This window comes from Clostridium budayi (assembly GCF_055396605.1).
The window spans coordinates 2,942,817-2,962,153 of record NZ_AP042456.1; the positions used below are offsets into that span (position 1 = coordinate 2,942,817).

The following is a 19,337-nucleotide window of genomic DNA, read 5'->3' on the forward strand; positions in this document are numbered from 1 at the left end:
CACCCTCTACTCTTTGTCTATTGTAAACTTATAACCTACTTATATTATAATACCATACAATTATAATAATATAATATGTTTAAATTATTTTTTATATAGTTTAATTATACAAAAAAGGATTATCAAGTAATTTTTTTATTTCTTGATAATCCTTTTATAATGTCTAGTTAATTATTTTACATATTTAGCTGCTGCTTCATCTAAAACTACTACAACATCTCTGTGCATATTAAGCATTGTAACAGGACATTCACTAGTTATTTTTCCGCTAAATAACATCTTCATAGCTTCTGCTTTACTTTCTCCACTAGCTATTAATAAAATCTTTTTTGATTTCATTATTTGTCCAAGTCCCATAGTTATAGCTGTCTTTGGCACTTCATCCATTGATTCAAAGAATCTTGAATTAGCTTCTATTGTACTTTCTGTTAAGTCAGTTAAATGAGTTCCAGAAACTAAGCTACCTCCTGGTTCATTAAATGCTATATGCCCATTGTTTCCAACTCCAAGTAATTGGATATCAGTTCCACCAAGTTCATCTATCATTCTATCGTATTCTCTACCTTCTTTAGCTATATCTTTAGCTAGTCCATTTGGTACAAAAGTATTCTTTTTATTTATATTTATATGATCAAATAAGTTTTTATTCATAAAGTATCTGTAGCTTTGTTCATGTTCTCCTGATAAGCCTATATACTCATCAAGATTTACTGTAGTTATGTTTGAAAAATCAATCTTTCCTTCTTTGTTCATCTTGATTAATTCTTTATACATTCCAATTGGAGTTCCACCTGTTGCAAGTCCTAAAACTGCATTTGGTTTATTATTTATAACATTTGCCATTTCTAAAGCTGCTTCTTTGCTCATTGCATCATAATCTTTAACTACTATTAATTTCATTTAAATTTCCCCTCTCTCCTTGAAATATTGACTTGTAATACATATTTATCAGATCTATAGATAGATTCTTCTACAAATAACACATTGTCATTTTCATCTAGAGTTGTACCAAATGTACTTATTAATGGAAGAGTTTTTGAAACCTTAAACATCTTTTTATAATAATCATCCATTACAATTGCTTTAATTGATGATTCAGAATGATTTATAAAATGACCATTTTCTTCTATTATTTTAAATAATGATCCAGTAAGATCTGCACTCTCTAGATTTCCACATATCCTTGGTGATATATGTACAAGTTCCATTGCTATGCATTCACCATCAACTTTTCTCATTCTATTAATCCTATATACCTTGTCATCTTTTAATATATCTTTAAATTCTGATGGGGTATCTATAAGCTCAAACTCTAGAACCTCTGTTTCTAGATTACCTCCAACTTTTTCTACAATATCAGTAAAACTCATAACATCTTGTTGTTTTACTTTAGGTTCACAGACGAATGTTCCCTTCCCTTTTTCTCTTATTAATATTCCATCTTGGACTAATTCTCCTAAAGCTTGTCTAATTGTCATCCTGCTAACTTCATAGTGTTCTGCTAATTCTCTTTCACTATCAATGCATTCTCCAACTTTCCAATATCCTTCTGAGATTTTCTTTAAAATGTCTTCTTTTAATTGAAAATAAACTGGGATTGGACTATTTTTATCTATCATATCTGTTCCTCCTTAATTAATTATATACCAGTAAACTATAGTTGTCTAGACCACTATACAAATAATATTTATTTTTAGCATAATAATTTTCTTTTATACAAATAATAATTATACAATTTATAAGGAGATGATGATACTATGATTGATAAAACAAAGCTTTTTAATTCAATTTCTAATGAAAGTCAAGGATATAATATATTGAAAAATCCTGTAACAAAAGATGTTAGTTCAACATATTCTAATTATATATCAGATAGTGACGTTACCAACTTTATAATGAATTCAAACTTAGAAAATGAAGATATTATAAAATAATTGTAATCTTTAATTAAGTTACACAATATACATATTAATAGCATTGAATTTTCTTAATTTTTGCGTTAAAATTAAGAAAATATATCTAATAATAATTATTATTAACCTAGGAGGGTTGACATATGATAAAAGTATTTACAACTAATTCATGCCCTTGGTGTGTAAAAGCTAAAAGCTACTTACAAAAAAAAGGCGTCGATTATACTGAATTAAACGTACAAGATGATATGAATGCAAGAGAAGAAATGGTATCAAAGTCAAAACAAATGGGAGTTCCTGTATTAGACATAAACGGAACTATCATAGTAGGTTTTGATAAGCCAGCTATTGATAAAGCATTATCAAAAAATTCTTAATTAAATAAAAAAAGCTTCTAATTAATTTAATTAGAAGCTTTTTTGTCGCTATTTAATAGCTGCATCTATTGCTCTTTTATCAAAACCAACAATTATTTCACCATTAATATCTAGTACTGGTACTGTTCTTTGTCCTGAAACTTTTTGAACTTCATTTCTATCTTCGTGCTTATCTGCTACATTTATTTCTTGAAATTCAATTCCCTTCATATTTAAATATTTCTTAGCCTTTACGCATGATGGGCACCATGATGTTGAATAAATTTTTACCATATTAATCACCTTATCCTTTTATTTTATTAATATATTTTTCTGCTTCTAGCGCTGCAATTGTTCCATCTGCAACTGCTGTTGTTATTTGTCTATATTCTTTTTCTCTTACATCACCAACAGCATATACTCCTTCTACATTTGTTCTCATATGCTCGTCTGTTATTATAAAGTTTCTTTCATTTACTTCTATATATTCTTTAAATAGATTAACCATTGGTTCATTACCTATTGAACCAAATATTCCATCTAGTTCTATCTTCTTTTCTTCTCCATTTAAAGTATTTTTAATTACTGCTCTTTCTAAGAATTCACTACCTTCAACAGCTATTAAATCTTCATTATAAAGAATTTCTATTTTTTCATTCTTTTCAACTGCTTCAAGTACAGCTTTTTCACCTCTGAAGTAATCATATCTTCTTATAATATAAACTTTTTTTGCAAAGTTTGTTAAAAATATTGCTTCTTCTAGTGCTGAATTTCCTCCACCTACTACTGCAACAACTTTATCTTGATACATTGCACCATCACATACCGCACAATAATGTATTCCCTTACCTTCAAATTCTTCAGAATTCTTTGCAGGTAATTTTCTTGGAGATGCACCAGTTGCTATTATTACTGCCTTTGGTTTGTATATATAATCATCTGTTTCTACTACTTTTTCTGTATTTGTAAATTCAACTTTTTCTATAATATCAAATTCATCTATATTTGCTCCAAGTGCTTCTGCTTGTTCTTGCATTAAATCTGCAAGTTCTGCACCTGATATTTTTTTAAACCCTGGATAATTTTCTACTACAAAGCTATTTCTAACTTGGCCGCCCATAACTTTATCTTCTAGTAATAGCATATCCAGTCTAGCTCTTGATGCATATATAGCTGATGAAAGACCTGCTGGACCTCCACCAATTATCATTAAATCAATATTCTTTATTTCTTTTGACATAGGATTCTCCTCCTTACCCCCAGGGGGTATATTCTTATACTTCTATTATATCATTATATGAATTCTTTTCAATAGATATTATTATTAATAATCATTTTCATATTATTCATCATTTTTAAATATCTATATTATTTTTATCAAAAAAGGAGCTTTATATTAGCTCCTTTTTTCTCCAATTAACTTATATTCTTAAATTCTACACCGCTGCTATCTACGAATACTTCTAGACTTTCTCCTTTAATAACATTTCCTCTTAATATTTCCTCGCTTAATTTATCTTCTATTTCTTTAGTTATTATTCTTCTAAATGGTCTTGCTCCATATTCATTATCCTTACATTTATTTAGTAAATAATCTTTTATATCCTCTTTAAATACTACTTTCATATTATTCTTTTCTAATCTATGTTTCATATCATTAAGCATTACATCTAGTATATTTTTCATATCATTTCTTTCAAGTTTATGGAATACTATAGTATCATCGACTCTATTTAAAAACTCTGGCTTAAAATTCTTTTTTAAATCTTCTAATATTTTTTCTTTCATAGAATCGTAATCTTCTTTTTTGTCTGAATTTAAGAATCCCATATTTCTTTGTTTATTAATACTATGAGCTCCTAAATTTGATGTCATTATGATTATTGTATTTTTAAAGTTTACTACTTTTCCTTTTCCATCTGTCAATCTTCCATCTTCTAATATTTGAAGTAATATATTAAATACATCTGAATGTGCTTTTTCAATTTCATCTAACAATATAACTGAATAAGGTCTTCTTCTAACTGCCTCAGTTAATTGTCCTCCTTCTTCATAGCCTATATATCCTGGAGGTGCTCCTATAAGTCTAGATACTGAATGTTTCTCCATATATTCTGACATATCTATTCTTATCATATTATTTTCTTCGCCAAATACAGCCTCTGCTAACGCCTTGCAAAGTTCACTTTTCCCAACCCCAGTAGGTCCTAAGAATATGAAACTTCCTATAGGTCTATTTGGATCTTGAAGTCCAACTCTTGCTCTTCTTATTGCTCTTGCAATTGAAGTTACTGCATCTTCTTGACCAATAACTCTTTTATGAAGTCTTTCTTCTAATTTTAATAATCTTTCGCTTTCCTTTTCAGTTATTTTTTCAACTGGTATATTAGTCCAACTTGAAACAACTTTTGCTATATCTTCAGCTTGCACAACTAATGTATTTACTGAATTATTTCTATTCCAAGCTCCAAATCTACTATTTAGTTCTTTCTTTAGTCTCTTTTCTTCATCCCTAAGTGATGCTGCCTTTTCAAATTCTTGAATTCTTATTGCTTCTTCTTTTTCTTTAATAATTATTTGAATCTCTTCTTCTAAATCTTTGAGGTCTGTCGGCGTTACAAGAGTTTCTATTCTAACTTTCGCTGATGCCTCATCAATTAAATCTATCGCTTTATCAGGCATGAACCTGTCTACAATATATCTATCTGCCATTTCAATAGAAGCATTTATAGCCTCATCTGTAATTTTAGTTCTATGATGAGCTTCATACTTATCTCTAAGTCCCATTAATATTCTTAATGTTTCTTCTTTAGTTGGCTCTCCAATAGTTACTGGTTGGAATCTTCTCTCTAATGCTAAATCCTTTTCTATATATTTTCTATATTCATCTATTGTTGTTGCTCCAATACATTGTATATCACCTCTTGCTAAAGATGGCTTTAATATATTTGAAGCATCTATTGCACCTTCTGCACCACCAGCTCCAATTATTGTGTGTATTTCATCTATAAATAATATTATATTTTTATTTCCTTTAACTTCTTCTACAATCTTTTTTAATCTATCTTCAAATTCACCTCTATATTTTGCCCCTGCAATTATATTAGTTAAATCTAAAGAAAATATTTGTTTATCTCTTAATATTTCAGGAATATTTCCATTTGAAATCTTTTGAGCTAATCCTTCAACTACAGCAGTTTTACCTACTCCAGGTTCTCCAATTAAACAAGGATTATTCTTAGCTCTTCTACATAATATCTCTAAAACCCTTTGAGTTTCTTTATCTCTTCCTATAACTGGATCATAGCCACATTCCTTTGCTATTTTAGTCATATTTACACTATATTTTTTAAGATTTGGCATATTCTCAAATATATCTTCTTCCTCTTCATCTTGTATTAAAACTTCATCATCTTTTTCTTCAAGGAAAGTATAAATATCATTTTTTATACTTTTTATATCTGCTTGCAATTGAGTTAATATTGTATATGCAACTCCGTCTTCTTCTTTTAATAAGGAAAGTAATATGTGTTCTGGATTTACATATTTGTGATTAAAATTTTTGACTTCCTCAAAACTTACATCTAAAAGATGCTTTGTTCTAGGTGTTAATAATAAATCAGATGATAAAACTTCAATTTCTCCATATCCTAAATAAGATTCTATTTTTTCTCGTATATCTTTAGAGTATATATTATTTTTATTTAATACACTTGCTGCATATCCACCTTCATTTAAAATTCCAAGTAGTATATGTTCAGTTCCTATATACCCATGTTTAAAATCCCTAGATTCTTTTCTAGCTTCTAAGATCACAGTTTGAGTTCTCTCTGTAAATCTCCCATTACTCATTTTATAAAACCCTCCTTAGCCCTTTATGCCATATAGTCATCATATAAGTTCTTTTACTAGTTTAGCCCTCTCGATTCTAAGTTCCCTTGATGAAAGCATTTTATTTAGGTTTTCCTTCATAACAGAATCTCTAGTTAAAATCATAATTTTATCTAAATCGCACTTACTCATATCTATTAAAGATAATTCTGCACCAAGTCTTAAATCTGATATAAGTGCCACAGCTTCTAACCAGTTTAGTATTCTAGCATTTTTTAATATTCCGTAAGCTCTAAATACCCTATCTTCTATCTCTTCAGAATATTTTTCTAATACTTCTTCCCTTATATTGATTTCCTCATTTTTTATATTTTCTGATACTGTTAATAAGTTTTCTAGAATCTCTTCTTCACTAATTCCAGTTGTGATTTCATTATATATTTCGTATACATCTCCATAAGCTTTAGCTTTTTCTCCGTATAAGCCTTGCATTGCCATACCAATTCTCTTCAAACCTTTATTAATATTTGATATTCTATCTCTTGAAGTTAGCATTGGTAAATGCATTATAATTGAACAAGTAAAGGCTGTCCCAATATTTTTTATGTTTGGAGTTAGGTATCCAAACTTTTCATCAAAAGAATAATTAAGACTTTCTTCTAGCAAATCATCAATATCATTTAATGTATTATACATTTCTTTTATATTATTGCCACTATTTTCAATTTGTAATCTTATATGATTCTCTTCATTAACCATTACGTAAAATTTTTTTTCTTTATTAATTAAAAAAGATGCAAAATCTTTATTTTTATTGAATTTTTCAGTTATTATTCCACTCTCTTTATATATAGAAGCATTTTCTATTTCTTCATTTTCCCATAAATTTATTACCTTAATATTTTCTATATTATTAACTAATATATCTGTGACTTTTTCTGAAAGTCTTCTACCTTCTTCAACTTCTAATTTATTAGTAAATTTATAACCTTCTATGTTTCTATATAATTTTAATCTACTTCCCATGATAATATTAAAGCTATTGTCTTTATTCATATTATTACTTTGCATAACAGTTATAACCCTCCATTAAGTTCTTTTTCTAAAATCTTAATTTTATCCCTAATTACTGCTGCCTCTTCATAATCTTCAATGACAATAGCTTTTCTTAATTCTTCTTTTAATGTTTGTAAATTTTTATTTTTTCTTATTGTTTTTCCTGCCCTTTTAGGTATTTTACCTTTGTGCCTACTTTCTCCTTGGATATCTTTAATTTTTAAATCTAAATCAATACCAAAATATTTATAACATTTACTACATCCAAGTAGCCCCTTATCTATAAACCTTTTATATGTTGTGCCACATGCCTTACATACTATTTCTTCTATATCATTATGATTATTATCAAATATATTATTTAACATATCTATAGTAGACGTATTATCATCTTTCAATAATTCAGTTAGTTGTAATTCACCAAATTCTCTTGCACATTTTTCACATAGCCATCTTCCAGTTCTTTTCCCTTTTATAACTTTAATAAGATGTATGTTTGCTTTATTTTTATTACACCTCTCACATAGCATAAATTAACCCCCTTTATTTAATTATTACCATCATCATACCCTTTAGTATATCTGCTCTTATACTATTTCTATTCTCTGCATTTCTTAAAGTTTTATCGTTCACTGCTATTTTTATGATTTCATACTCTTTTTTATTAATTAATTCTGATTCTAATAAGCTATCTAATAGTTCAACTGCATTATGATAAGTTATTGAATTACCTATTGATTCATCAATTAATTTCTTTCTGCTTAGTGGAGTTTCATGCTCTATCTTCTTTATTAATATATATCCTCCTCCACCTCTTCTACTTTCTATTATATATCCTTTAGCATAAGTGAATCTTGTACTTAACACATAATTAATTTGTGATGGTGCACATCTAAATTGATCTGCTAAATCGTTTCTTTGGATTAATACTTTATTATTCTCATCTTCTTTTATCATTTCTTTTATAAATTTTTCTATTATATCAGTTAGTCTTGCCAAGTTTACACCCTCTTAATCAATTTCGCTTTTACTTACTTTGACCTTAAGATTATATTAATACTTTTTTTTACTTTATTCAAGCAAAGTAATTTTAATAAATATATTGGGTATAATTACTTTATTTTGCACATACTAAATTTATACACTTAGGAGGGATTTTTATGGATATAACTTGGCTTTGTAATTCAACTTTTCTTATAAAAAATTCTATGGGAAAAAGAATTCTTATAGATCCTTTAAATAGATTATTTTCTCATAATATTGATAATATAAAACCAAATATAATTACAATAAGTAACTTTTCTCCAGATGCTTTTACTATGCCAAATATTGATCCTAGTACTACTTTAATTACATCAAGTGGGGAATACGTAACTGACTTTTGCAAAATAATTGGCTATGATACTTTTAGTGATCACTTTAAAGGCGCTAAACGCGGAAATAACATTATATATATATATGAAATAGATAATTTAAGATTATGTCACTTAGGATACTTAGGTGAAGATTTATCTGATGACATTTTAAAAAAGATAGATGAAATAGATATATTATTTATTCCAATAGGTGGACATATTAATTTAAATGGAATTGAAGCTTTTAATTTATATAAAAAAATAAATCCAAAGGTAGTTATACCTATGAATTATAAATACTCATTATCATCATTTCTTTTTAATGGTCCTCAGGACTTTTTACTACTTACTAGAAACTCCTACAAAGTTAAAACAGACTCTTTTAATATTTCTAAAGATACTATTTTACAAACTGGATCATCTGTAGTCCTTAAACCAGTTAAAAAAATTTAAAGCTTGTACTAAAAAAAGACCGCCATTATGACGATCTTTTTTAGCTATATTATTCTTGTTCTGGAGCTCCAACTGGACAAACGTTAGCACAGTTTCCACAATCGATACAAGTATCTGCATCTATTACGAATTGAGTATCTCCTTGGCTTATAGCGTTAACAGGACATTCTGGTGCACATGCTCCACAGCTTATGCATGTATCATTTATTACAAATGCCATTAAAAACACCTCCTAAAAATTTTCGTATTATGGTAATTACACCACCATAATTTTAACACGTTTTACTTTTTTTTAAAAGTATTTTATTTAAATTTAAGATCGGCCTATATAACAGTGTAACCCATATCCTCTATCTTATCTATTATGTCATCTAATTTTGTAACGAAATCATTATATATTATTGTTACTTCTTTTCTGTCTAAAGCCACTTCGCTAGCAATTACACCTTCATTACTAGCGATTGCTGATTGTACCTTTCTAACATCAGTAGATTTGTACATTCCGGCAACTTTTAATACTGACTTCATTAACGTCGCCTCCTACTTTTCCTTTATAAGTTGTTTTATAAGTTTCTTATCTTCAGGACTTTCAATTTCAAGCTTAATATCTGATTCATCTATAACATCTTCGAAGCTTCCTTTTACTAATTCTACTTCATCTATTTTAAATATCTCTAAAATTTCTTCATCTTTTTTCTTAAGCTTTACTTTAACATTTTCTTTTACAATATTGTTTTGTATTACTTCCCCATTACCCATAGGAGTTTTAACTATTGATCCTACCTTTGGAAGTACTTTTCTTATGCTTTCATATGTGCTTTGCTCATAATTTAAGCAGCACATTAATCTTCCACAAATACCTGAAATTTTTGTTGGATTTAGTGATAAGTTTTGTTCTTTAGCCATTTTTATAGAAACAGATGCAAAGTCACCTAAAAATGATGAACAGCACATTGGTCTTCCACATGGTCCAAGTCCACCTATCATTTTAGCTTCATCTCTAACACCAATTTGTCTAAGCTCTATTCTTGTTTTAAATATTGTAGCTAAATCTTTAACTAATTCTCTAAAGTCAACTCTTCCATCAGCTGTGAAATAGAATATAACTTTATTATTATCAAATGTATACTCAACATCTATTAATTTCATTTGAAGTCCATGTTCTTCTATTTTTTGAGTGCAAATATTTAAAGCATCTTCTTCTTTTGCTTTATTTTCATTATGTTTTTTAATATCTTCTTCACTTGCTATTCTTAATACATTCTTAAGTGGCGCTATTATATCTTCTTCACTAACTTCCTTTATTCCAATAACACACTGTCCAAACTCTATTCCTCTAGCAGTTTCAACTATTACATAATCTTCTTTATGTATATCTAAATCATTAGGCCCAAAATAATATATTTTACCAGCCTTTTTGAATCTTACTCCTATTACTTTCATAATTAATCATACCTCCAAAAAACCCATAAGCATAATACTAATACTCATTTGGAAATTAGTATTATGCCTTAAATTTTCTCTTGCCTCTTCTATATATTTTAACATTCCGTTTAATTTTCTATATGACATCATTTCTATAAGTTCTTCTATATCTTTATATTTATCAGAATTAATTATTAATCTTTTATCTGTTACTTCTTTATAAAGAATTATATCTCTTATAAAAGTAGATATTATATTTAGTAATTCTTCTTTTTCATCTTTGAACTTTAAAAATGCATTTTCATAATTTAAGGTTACATCTACCTCATTTTTGTTTATATCTTTTAGCATATTTATTATAGTATTTCTAAGTGATTGAAGCTCTGAATCTTTTAAAAACCTCTCTGCCCTTCCTGGTATTCCTTCAGAGTAAGCAAGTATTGATAAAATTTCTTCTTCACCTACATCATGATTTTCTTTTATATATTCTAACATCTCTTCATTATTTAAAGGAGTTAGCTTATATATTTGACATCTTGATTTTATAGTATCTAATATAACTTCTAAGTTAGTAGTAAGCAATATTATAAATACCCCAATAGGCGGTTCTTCTATTGTTTTAAGTAATGCATTTTGAGCTTGAACAGTTAACTTTTCTGCATCATATATTACAATAACTTTCTTATCACCTTCATAAGGTCTTTTACTAACTTCTTCAATTATTTCTCTAACTTCTGATACTCCAATAGAAGCTTTATTATTCCTATAATGAATAGCATCAATATGCTCTTTCTTTGGTTCTTTATTAAGTATTTTAGATACAAATATATCTGCTAGAATACTTTTACCAATTCCATCTCTTCCTGAGATTAAATGAGCATGAGATAGTGTATTGCTTTCTGCTCTTTTCATAAATCCTTCTATGATTTTTTTATGTCCTATAAAATTGCTCAATACACTCGCTCCTTTAAAATGAAATTATATCTTTATGAATTGGTCAACATCTACAACAAAGATTGTTGCTCCTCCAACTTGAACTTCAATTGGATATTGCATATACATACCGTTGTTACCTGTAATTGGAGCTGGAGTTGTAATAACTTCTTTTCTCTCCTTACATACATCTTTTATTATATTTACGACCTCATCAACTTGTTCTTTTCTAACACCTATCATTAATGTTGTATTGCCTGCCTTTAAAAAACCACCTGTAGTGGCAAGCTTCGTAACCCCTATCTCTTTCTCAGCTAAAGCATCTAGTAAATCTTCTGAATCATCATCATGTACTACAGCTATTAAAAGTTTCATAAATACCCTCCCAATTTATAATAAATACCCTAAATATATTCTACCACAAAGTAATATCTTTCCATAACAATTTATTTTGCCATTATATGTACTCTCTTACTACGTTATACACTTCGTTACTTATTGTATCAATTGACTTTATATTTTCGCCTTCATTACAATCAATTACTTTCCAATCATATTTATTTGCTATCTCTAGAGAATTGTTATAACACTTTACTAAGTATTCATCATTACATTCATGAATATCTTTTTCCTTTTCTCCAGTAAACTTATTTGCTCTATCTTCCATAAGCTTTTTACTTATCTCTGGAGCTAAATTTAAAAATACTACGCAATCTGGTTTTGGTAATCCATATAACTCAAATTCTAATTCATATAACCAATTTAAGTATTTTTCTCTCTCTAAATCATCATGCATCTTTACAGCTTGATGAACCATATTAGATGTAGTATATCTATCTGATAATATTATTCCACCATTATTATAGAACTCTCCCCAGTCAGTTTTAAATGAAGCAAATCTATCTATAGCATAAAATGTTGATGCTGCATATGCATTAACATCATCTGGCTTACTTCCAAATTCTCCGCTTAAATACATCTTAACTGGCATACAAGCTGGACTATCGTAATTTGGGAAAGTTATCTTTCTTACATTCTTTCCTTCAGCTATTAATTTATCATATAACTTTTGTGTTTGTGTTGCCTTTCCGCTTCCATCAGTTCCACTCTCTATTATTATTAACTTACCTTTTTTCATATCCTTCTTTAATAAAGTATTTAAACCTTACTAATCTATCCTCCATTCATATACTGTATATTACTATACTATATATATTACGAAGTATTTTCAATTGATTTTTCAATGGAATAATGTTTGTTATAATCTTTTTATACAAAAAATAGCAATACAATTAAGTATTGCTATATATTATACATACTATATAAGTAATTAAAATATAATCAAAATATCTTTTTAATTCCATCTACATAAGCATCATACTTAGGTTCTCCTGGATTTGAATTAACCATTTCATATTCACATGTAGAGCAGACCAATTCACCTTTTATAACTATGCCGTTATCACTAACATTTCCACATATTACACATACATTTTCTCTAATGCTCTTACTATCAAAAATTTTCATAAATAATACCCCCAAAAAATAAAATATTATCTAGATTATTACCCTATACCGTTCCTTTTATACAATTAATTAATTAATGTAAATATTTTTTATTTGTATAGATACTGTGAAATATTTTATTATGTAGGTTCTCTTAAATTATTTACTTATATTATTGATTTAATACTCCTAAAAGTATGTACTACCCCATTTATATTACATAAAAAAAATTAACTCCCTAAGCTAACTAGCTTGGGAGTTTTTAATTTCCATATGTCTTCTAACTTTATTTATAAAGCATTCACTTGGTTTAAAATAAAATTTATAGTAACTATCTTCAACTTTATATACGCAACAATATGCTGTCATACTAAACTTATCAAAGGTATAATTACCGATATGTTTAGCATCATACTTCTTAGGTTGTTCATTTCTTTTACCTAAATAAACAATATCAGATATTTTTATACTAGATAGATTCTTTTCTTGTCTTTTTGAGATCTTATTTATTATAAGCTTGTTTGCTATTACAGCATGCTTATATGCTGTTCCACAACTAATAACCTCTTTAAATATAATGTAAATAGTTATTGCCACTAAAACAATATTACATATTTTTATAGTGTTACTGCTATCAAAATTGATGAATTTAAGCCCCTCATGTAAATACAGCATAATTGTTATTATTAATAATACTAATGCTATAACTGGAGCTTTTCTTCTTTCGATTACTTCTTTATGCATCATATTTTTATCCCCCATGATACTTGCAAATATTGATAAACATAGATTTGATTATACTAGTAAATATATTTTAAATCCATATTAATATTTTTCAAAATTTATTATTATTATTTGATTCTATGTGTTTGTCTTTGCTTATCTCTTTTATTCTAATATTTATTATCTTTTTCTCTTAAATACTTATTTTTCTTTAATATATTTAATATGTTATATCTATAATCTAAATATATTTTAAAATGCATTATTTTATATTTATATTTTTAAGAGTATAATATATTTGAATACACATGGAGGTTTGCTTATGATTCAAATATTTAAAACAATTAGCGAAGAAAATACAACATTAAAACAACTTGATAATATCGAACCTGGTTGTTGGATAAATATAGTTGCACCTTCTGATGAAGAACTTATACTAATCGCTAATAAAACTGGTGTTGATTTAGATTTTTTAAAAGCTTCATTAGATGATGAAGAAACATCTCGTATAGATATAGAGAATACCGCTATTTCAATAATTGTCGATATTCCATTTACTGAGATGGAAGACAACTCTTTAACTTATGATACATATCCACTTTCAATAATTCACACAAGCAAATATCTTATAACTGTTTGCTTAAAAAACAGTAAGATACTTACTGACTTTATTAATGGAAGAATAAAAACTTTTTATACATTTAAGAAATCAAGATTCACATTACAAATCTTAAATAGAATCTCTACTTACTATTTACTATATTTAAGGCAAATAGATAAAAAGAGTTTAATGATAGAAAAAAGACTTCATAAATCTATGAAGAATAGAGAACTTATACAATTACATTCATTAGAAAAATCTTTGGTTTACTTTTCAACATCATTGAAAGCAAATGAAATAACTTTAGAAAAAATGCTTAAATTAGATATAATTCAAAAATATGAGGATGATAAAGATGTTTTAGAAAATGTAATTATAGAAAATAAGCAGGCCATTGAGATGACAGAAATATATAGTAACATATTAGCGAGTACAATGGATTTCTTTGCATCAGTAATATCAAATAATCTTAATATAGTAATGAAGGTCCTTGCTTCTGTTACTATACTTATGGCTATTCCAACTATAATTGGTGGTATATTTGGTATGAATGTATGGCTTCCATTTGCACCTGACGATCCAATGGCATTTTACATTATAATGTTTTTAACACTCCTAATTTGCGGTATTGTTGCATGGGTATTATATAAAAAGGATATGTTTAGATAACATTTTTTTATATAAAACATATAAATATATTAAAACAATAGAGAGCTATTTAATAGGCTCTCTTTTTTTAGGAGGATTTATTTTTATGATAAAGGGGAAACTGTTAAAATCAGACTCAACTATAGGAATTATTTGTCCTGCTTCATGTAGTCCTAAAGAAGATATTGATATGTTTATAAATCAATTTAAGGATTTTGGCTTTAATATAGTATTAGGTAATCATATTTATGACAAAGATGGCTATTTAGCTGGTACAGATAAAGATAGAGCAAAAGATCTAGTAGATATGTTTAAAGATGATTCTATTGATGGAATCATTTGTTTTAGAGGTGGATATGGCTCAATTAGAACTTTACCTTATATAGATATAAAGACAATAAAAAAACATCCTAAATTCTTCTGTGGCTATAGTGATATAACTATTCTTTTAAATTATTTTGCTGCAAATAAATTAATAACATTTCATGGTCCAATGATAAAATCTAAATTTGATGATCTATATACATTATCCTCCTTAAAAAAATTCATGACTAATCCAACTAAAGGATATATATATGATTTATCTAATTCAATAAGATATAACGAAGATTATTTCTCAGGTCGTTTAATGGGAGGAAATCTTTCTATGTTATGTTCTTCTATTGGAACACCATTTGAAGTTAACTTTAATGATTCAATACTTATGATAGAAGAAATTGATGAATCGCCTTACGTAGTAGATAGATTATTAACTCAGTTATTATTGTCTTTTAAATTAAATAAATGTAATGGGATTTTAATTGGCCATATGACTGGATGTGATCCTAAAGATTGTAATAAAGATAATTTCACAATTAAAGAAATTATAGAAAAAAGATTAGTTCCTCTTAATATACCAATTATATATGGGGTACCTTTTGGGCATTCTTATCCTAATTTGACTTTTCCAATAGGCTGTAATGCAAGTTATGAAAAGAATACTAATAAACTTATAATCTGTGAAAATCCTTTAAAATAATCCACAATATATATTTTATAAACATAGTTTTTCAACTTTTCAGTGGATAACTTGTTTATTTTTAAAATTTTTGTGGATAAATTTTATGTTTTTTAAGTCTATTTTTATTTAATGGAAAAATAAAAACCTGTAAACTATGTTTACAGGTTCTCTGTATGGAGGCGCCACCCGGATTTGAACCGGGGAATAAAGGTTTTGCAGACCTCTGCCTTACCACTTGGCTATAGCGCCATACATGGTGGCTCGAGTAGGAATCGAACCTACGACACGCGGATCTTCAATCCGCTGCTCTACCAACTGAGCTATCGAGCCGTATTGTACCTGGCAACGTCTTACTCTCCCGCACGGTCACCCATGAAGTACCATCAGCGCTATAGAGCTTAACTTTCCTGTTCGGAATGGGAAGGAGTGTTTCCTCTATGCCATCATCACCAGATATTCAGATTGTTCTCTGAAAATTGCATATGAATTTTTGTTGATCGTCTGTTTTTATTGGTCAAGCCCTCGACCTATTAGTATCAGTCAGCTGAACATGTTACCATGCTTACACCTCTGACCTATCAACCTTGTGTTCTTCAAGGGGTCTTACTAGCTTATGCTATGGGAAATCTCATCTTGAGGTGGGCTTCACGCTTAGATGCTTTCAGCGTTTATCCCTTCCCGACTTAGCTACCCAGCTATGCTCTTGGCAGAACAACTGGTACACCAGAGGTCAGTCCATCCCGGTCCTCTCGTACTAAGGACAGCTCCTCTCAAATTTCCTACGCCCGCGACGGATAGGGACCGAACTGTCTCACGACGTTCTGAACCCAGCTCGCGTGCCGCTTTAATGGGCGAACAGCCCAACCCTTGGGACCTACTTCAGCCCCAGGATGCGACGAGCCGACATCGAGGTGCCAAACCTCCCCGTCGATGTGAACTCTTGGGGGAGATCAGCCTGTTATCCCCGAGGTAGCTTTTATCCGTTGAGCGATGGCCCTCCCACGAGGTACCACCGGATCACTAAGCCCGACTTTCGTCCCTGCTCCACTTGTGGGTGTCGCAGTCAGGCTCCCTTCTGCCTTTGCACTCTACGAACGATTTCCGACCGTTCTGAGGGAACCTTTGGGCGCCTCCGTTACTTTTTAGGAGGCGACCGCCCCAGTCAAACTGCCCACCTAACAATGTCCTGTCACCAGATTCATGGCGTCCAGTTAGAATTCCAGTAATATCAGGGTGGTATCCCAAGGACGACTCCATCAGGACTGACGTCCTGATTTCCCAGTCTCCCACCTATCCTGTACAGATAATACCGAAATTCAATGCTAAGCTACAGTAAAGCTCTACGGGGTCTTTCCGTCCAATCGCGGGTAGCGAGCATCTTCACTCGCACTACAACTTCGCCGGATTTGCAGTTGAGACAGTGCCCAAGTCATTACGCCATTCGTGCGGGTCAGAACTTACCTGACAAGGAATTTCGCTACCTTAGGACCGTTATAGTTACGGCCGCCGTTTACTGGGGCTTAAGTTCACACCTTCGCTTACGCTAAGTGTTCCCCTTAACCTTCCAGCACCGGGCAGGCGTCAGCCCCTATACATCAGCTTTCGCTTTAGCAGAGACCTGTGTTTTTGCTAAACAGTTGCTTGGGCCTATTCTCTGCGACCTACTCTCGTAGGCACCCCTTCTCCCGAAGTTACGGGGTCAATTTGCCTAGTTCCTTAACTGCAATTCTTCCGCCGGCCTTAGGATTCTCTCCTCATCTACCTGTGTCGGTTTGCGGTACGGGCACTACTTCTCTCTCTAGATGCTTTTCTTGGAAGCATGGAATCAGATACTTCGGTTCCGTAGAACCTTCCCCATCACGCCTCAGGATTGTTAAAGCGGATTTGCCTACTCTAACTCCCTAAACGCTTAGACTAACATCCAATAGTTAGCACATCCTATCCTTCTCCGTCACACCATCGATAATAACGATTATAGTGGTATCGGAATATCAACCGATTGTCCATCACCTACGCCTTTCGGCCTCGGCTTAGGTCCCGACTAACCCTCAGCGGACGAACCTTCCTGAGGAAACCTTAGATATTCGGCCTGTAGGATTCTCACCTACATCTCGCTACTGATGCCAACATTCTCACTTGTAATCAGTCCACCGCTCCTTACGGTACGACTTCAGCCCGATTACAACGCTCCTCTACCGCTCACACTAAGTGTGAACCCGTAGCTTCGGTGGTAAGTTTAGCCCCGTTACATTTTCGGCGCAGGATCTCTCGACTAGTGAGCTATTACGCACTCTTTCAATGAGTGGCTGCTTCTAAGCCAACATCCTAGTTGTCTTAGAAATCCCACATCCTTTCCCACTTAACTTACACTTTGGGACCTTAGCTGACGATCTGGGCTGTTTCCCTTTTGACCATGGATCTTATCACTCACAGTCTGACTGCCGGATTAAAAGTATGTGGCATTCGGAGTTTGATAAGGTTCGGTAAGCGCTATGCCCCCTAGCCCATTCAGTGCTCTACCTCCACTACTCACATGTCCGACGCTAGCCCTAAAGCTATTTCGAGGAGAACCAGCTATCTCCGAGTTCGATTGGAATTTCTCCGCTATCCACAGCTCATCCCATGCTTTTTCAACAGCAACGTGGTTCGGTCCTCCACGAGGTTTTACCCTCGCTTCAACCTGGCCATGGATAGGTCACCCGGTTTCGGGTCTACGGCATGCAACTAGTCGCCCTATTAAGACTTGGTTTCCCTTCGGCTCCGTACCTTAAGTACTTAACCTTGCTACATACCGTAACTCGTTGGCTCGTTCTACAAAAAGCACATCATCACCCTCATAAGGGGCTTTGATCGGTTGTAGGCACACGGTTTCAGGTTCTATTTCACTCCCCTCCCGGGGTTCTTTTCACCTTTCCCTCACGGTACTGCTTCACTATCGGTCATCAGGTAGTATTTAGCCTTGGGAGGTGGTCCTCCCTGCTTCCCACAAGGTTTCACGTGTCTCGTGGTACTCTGGATCAGAACTTTAGGCTTTCTCGTTTCACCTACGTGACTATTACACTCTACGGTTTAACTTTCCAGTTATCTTCGGTTACAATAGCTTCCTAAGTTAATGTTCTGTCCGCAACCCCAAAGATAAATCTTTGGTTTGGGCTCTTTCCTTTTCGCTCGCCGCTACTAAGAAAATCGATTTTTCTTTCTCTTCCTCTAGGTACTTAGATGTTTCAGTTCCCTAGGTTACCCTCATATAGCTATGTATTCACTATATGATACATGGGGTTAACCCATGTGAGTTTCCTCATTCGGAAATCTCCGGATCTCTGGCTATGTGCGCCTACCCGAAGCTTATCGCAGCTTATCACGTCCTTCATCGGCTCCTGATGCCAAGGCATTCACCATGCGCCCTTTGTAGCTTGACCTATTTAGTCATTTTTATCAAAATTATTACAATTCAGATCTAACAAAGAATAGTATTTGTAAAATACATTTTTCTTGGCTTGTTGTATCAACAATTTATATTCATATGCAATTTTCAAA

At 31.0% G+C, this 19,337-nt stretch carries 21 protein-coding genes, 2 tRNA genes and 2 rRNA genes; 5 read left to right on the forward strand and 20 right to left on the reverse strand.

The genetic code is table 11. The annotated features are described in order from the left end of the window. Positions 1–171 precede the first annotated feature (171 nt). Together nagB and ACZ5TJ_RS14295 are read right to left on the reverse strand one after the other, a co-directional pair. A complete protein-coding gene (nagB, locus tag ACZ5TJ_RS14290; protein ID WP_464200498.1) occupies positions 172–900 on the reverse strand; it encodes a glucosamine-6-phosphate deaminase in 729 nt (242 codons plus the stop codon). Beyond that, a complete protein-coding gene (locus ACZ5TJ_RS14295; RefSeq protein ID WP_464200499.1) occupies positions 897–1,619 on the reverse strand; it encodes a GntR family transcriptional regulator in 723 nt (240 codons plus the stop codon). The genes nagB and ACZ5TJ_RS14295 overlap by 4 nt, the downstream gene beginning before the upstream one ends. Positions 1,620–1,757: 138 nt before the next feature. On the opposite strand from ACZ5TJ_RS14295, the gene ACZ5TJ_RS14300 reads away from it, so the two are divergent. Next, entirely contained in the window at positions 1,758–1,934 is a 177-nt protein-coding gene (locus tag ACZ5TJ_RS14300) for a hypothetical protein (protein WP_464200500.1), read from the forward strand. Positions 1,935–2,056: 122 nt separating this feature from the next. Continuing rightward, positions 2,057–2,290 carry a glutaredoxin family protein gene (locus ACZ5TJ_RS14305; protein ID WP_039312723.1) on the forward strand — a complete coding sequence of 78 codons (234 nt, stop codon included), beginning with the start codon at positions 2,057–2,059 and terminating at the stop codon, positions 2,288–2,290. Positions 2,291–2,338: 48 nt separating this feature from the next. On the opposite strand, the gene ACZ5TJ_RS14310 is transcribed toward ACZ5TJ_RS14305, so the two are convergent. The 6 genes from ACZ5TJ_RS14310 to ACZ5TJ_RS14335 form a co-directional block, all read right to left on the reverse strand. After that, positions 2,339–2,563, reverse strand: coding sequence for a glutaredoxin family protein (locus ACZ5TJ_RS14310; protein WP_464200501.1), 225 nt, complete (start codon positions 2,561–2,563; stop codon positions 2,339–2,341). A 10-nt stretch (positions 2,564–2,573) separates the two neighbouring features. Continuing rightward, the gene (gene trxB, locus ACZ5TJ_RS14315; RefSeq protein ID WP_464200503.1) at positions 2,574–3,509 is read right to left on the reverse strand and encodes a thioredoxin-disulfide reductase; all 936 of its coding nucleotides are present in this window, start codon (positions 3,507–3,509) and stop codon (positions 2,574–2,576) included. 176 nt (positions 3,510–3,685) lie between these two features. Then, the gene (locus ACZ5TJ_RS14320; RefSeq protein WP_464200504.1) at positions 3,686–6,121 is read right to left on the reverse strand and encodes an ATP-dependent Clp protease ATP-binding subunit; all 2,436 of its coding nucleotides are present in this window, start codon (positions 6,119–6,121) and stop codon (positions 3,686–3,688) included. A gap of 39 nt (positions 6,122–6,160) precedes the next feature. After that, positions 6,161–7,171: an ATP--guanido phosphotransferase gene (locus tag ACZ5TJ_RS14325; RefSeq protein WP_464200505.1), complete on the reverse strand. Its 1,011-nt coding sequence runs from the start codon at positions 7,169–7,171 to the stop codon at positions 6,161–6,163. Positions 7,172–7,176: 5 nt separating this feature from the next. Beyond that, positions 7,177–7,686: a UvrB/UvrC motif-containing protein gene (locus ACZ5TJ_RS14330; RefSeq protein WP_464200506.1), complete on the reverse strand. Its 510-nt coding sequence runs from the start codon at positions 7,684–7,686 to the stop codon at positions 7,177–7,179. A gap of 13 nt (positions 7,687–7,699) precedes the next feature. Further along, positions 7,700–8,155 carry a CtsR family transcriptional regulator gene (locus ACZ5TJ_RS14335; RefSeq protein WP_464200507.1) on the reverse strand — a complete coding sequence of 152 codons (456 nt, stop codon included), beginning with the start codon at positions 8,153–8,155 and terminating at the stop codon, positions 7,700–7,702. 161 nt (positions 8,156–8,316) lie between these two features. On the opposite strand from ACZ5TJ_RS14335, the gene ACZ5TJ_RS14340 reads away from it, so the two are divergent. Next, on the forward strand, positions 8,317–8,964 hold the full coding sequence (locus ACZ5TJ_RS14340; protein WP_464200508.1) for an MBL fold metallo-hydrolase: 648 nt from the start codon (positions 8,317–8,319) through the stop codon (positions 8,962–8,964). A 49-nt stretch (positions 8,965–9,013) separates the two neighbouring features. Here ACZ5TJ_RS14340 and ACZ5TJ_RS14345 read toward each other — a convergent pair whose 3' ends face one another. The 8 genes from ACZ5TJ_RS14345 to ACZ5TJ_RS14380 all read right to left on the reverse strand — a co-directional run bounded on the left by ACZ5TJ_RS14345 (position 9,014) and on the right by ACZ5TJ_RS14380 (position 13,575). After that, positions 9,014–9,184, reverse strand: coding sequence for a DUF362 domain-containing protein (locus tag ACZ5TJ_RS14345; RefSeq protein ID WP_055209288.1), 171 nt, complete (start codon positions 9,182–9,184; stop codon positions 9,014–9,016). A gap of 104 nt (positions 9,185–9,288) precedes the next feature. Next, positions 9,289–9,492: a heavy-metal-associated domain-containing protein gene (locus ACZ5TJ_RS14350; RefSeq protein ID WP_464200509.1), complete on the reverse strand. Its 204-nt coding sequence runs from the start codon at positions 9,490–9,492 to the stop codon at positions 9,289–9,291. A gap of 12 nt (positions 9,493–9,504) precedes the next feature. Continuing rightward, a complete protein-coding gene (locus tag ACZ5TJ_RS14355) occupies positions 9,505–10,410 on the reverse strand; it encodes a PSP1 domain-containing protein (RefSeq protein ID WP_464202345.1) in 906 nt (301 codons plus the stop codon). Between the two features lie 3 nt (positions 10,411–10,413). Continuing rightward, positions 10,414–11,343: a DNA polymerase III subunit delta' gene (locus ACZ5TJ_RS14360; RefSeq protein WP_077229846.1), complete on the reverse strand. Its 930-nt coding sequence runs from the start codon at positions 11,341–11,343 to the stop codon at positions 10,414–10,416. A 24-nt stretch (positions 11,344–11,367) separates the two neighbouring features. Further along, positions 11,368–11,697: a cyclic-di-AMP receptor gene (locus ACZ5TJ_RS14365; protein ID WP_039312686.1), complete on the reverse strand. Its 330-nt coding sequence runs from the start codon at positions 11,695–11,697 to the stop codon at positions 11,368–11,370. A gap of 82 nt (positions 11,698–11,779) precedes the next feature. Next, positions 11,780–12,460, reverse strand: a complete 681-nt coding sequence (locus tag ACZ5TJ_RS14370) for a dTMP kinase (protein ID WP_039312683.1) — start codon at positions 12,458–12,460, stop codon at positions 11,780–11,782. A gap of 203 nt (positions 12,461–12,663) precedes the next feature. Then, a complete protein-coding gene (locus ACZ5TJ_RS14375) occupies positions 12,664–12,849 on the reverse strand; it encodes a sigma factor G inhibitor Gin (protein ID WP_464200510.1) in 186 nt (61 codons plus the stop codon). A gap of 222 nt (positions 12,850–13,071) precedes the next feature. Beyond that, positions 13,072–13,575, reverse strand: a complete 504-nt coding sequence (locus tag ACZ5TJ_RS14380) for a hypothetical protein (protein WP_464200511.1) — start codon at positions 13,573–13,575, stop codon at positions 13,072–13,074. Positions 13,576–13,873: 298 nt separating this feature from the next. Between ACZ5TJ_RS14380 and ACZ5TJ_RS14385 the strand changes: the two genes are divergently transcribed. Both ACZ5TJ_RS14385 and ACZ5TJ_RS14390 read left to right on the forward strand, forming a co-directional pair. Further along, the gene (locus ACZ5TJ_RS14385; protein ID WP_464200512.1) at positions 13,874–14,821 is read left to right on the forward strand and encodes a magnesium transporter CorA family protein; all 948 of its coding nucleotides are present in this window, start codon (positions 13,874–13,876) and stop codon (positions 14,819–14,821) included. An 85-nt stretch (positions 14,822–14,906) separates the two neighbouring features. Further along, on the forward strand, positions 14,907–15,818 hold the full coding sequence (locus ACZ5TJ_RS14390; RefSeq protein WP_464200513.1) for a S66 peptidase family protein: 912 nt from the start codon (positions 14,907–14,909) through the stop codon (positions 15,816–15,818). 156 nt (positions 15,819–15,974) lie between these two features. Here the strand turns inward: ACZ5TJ_RS14390 and ACZ5TJ_RS14395 are convergent. The 4 genes from ACZ5TJ_RS14395 to ACZ5TJ_RS14410 all read right to left on the reverse strand — a co-directional run bounded on the left by ACZ5TJ_RS14395 (position 15,975) and on the right by ACZ5TJ_RS14410 (position 19,219). Continuing rightward, positions 15,975–16,049: transfer RNA gene (locus ACZ5TJ_RS14395), tRNA-Cys, on the reverse strand. Positions 16,050–16,054: 5 nt separating this feature from the next. After that, a tRNA-Phe gene (locus tag ACZ5TJ_RS14400) sits at positions 16,055–16,130 on the reverse strand. 7 nt (positions 16,131–16,137) lie between these two features. Continuing rightward, positions 16,138–16,254: ribosomal RNA gene (gene rrf / locus ACZ5TJ_RS14405) — 5S ribosomal RNA — on the reverse strand. 56 nt (positions 16,255–16,310) lie between these two features. Next, positions 16,311–19,219 (reverse strand): 23S ribosomal RNA (locus tag ACZ5TJ_RS14410). Positions 19,220–19,337: the final 118 nt, after the last annotated feature.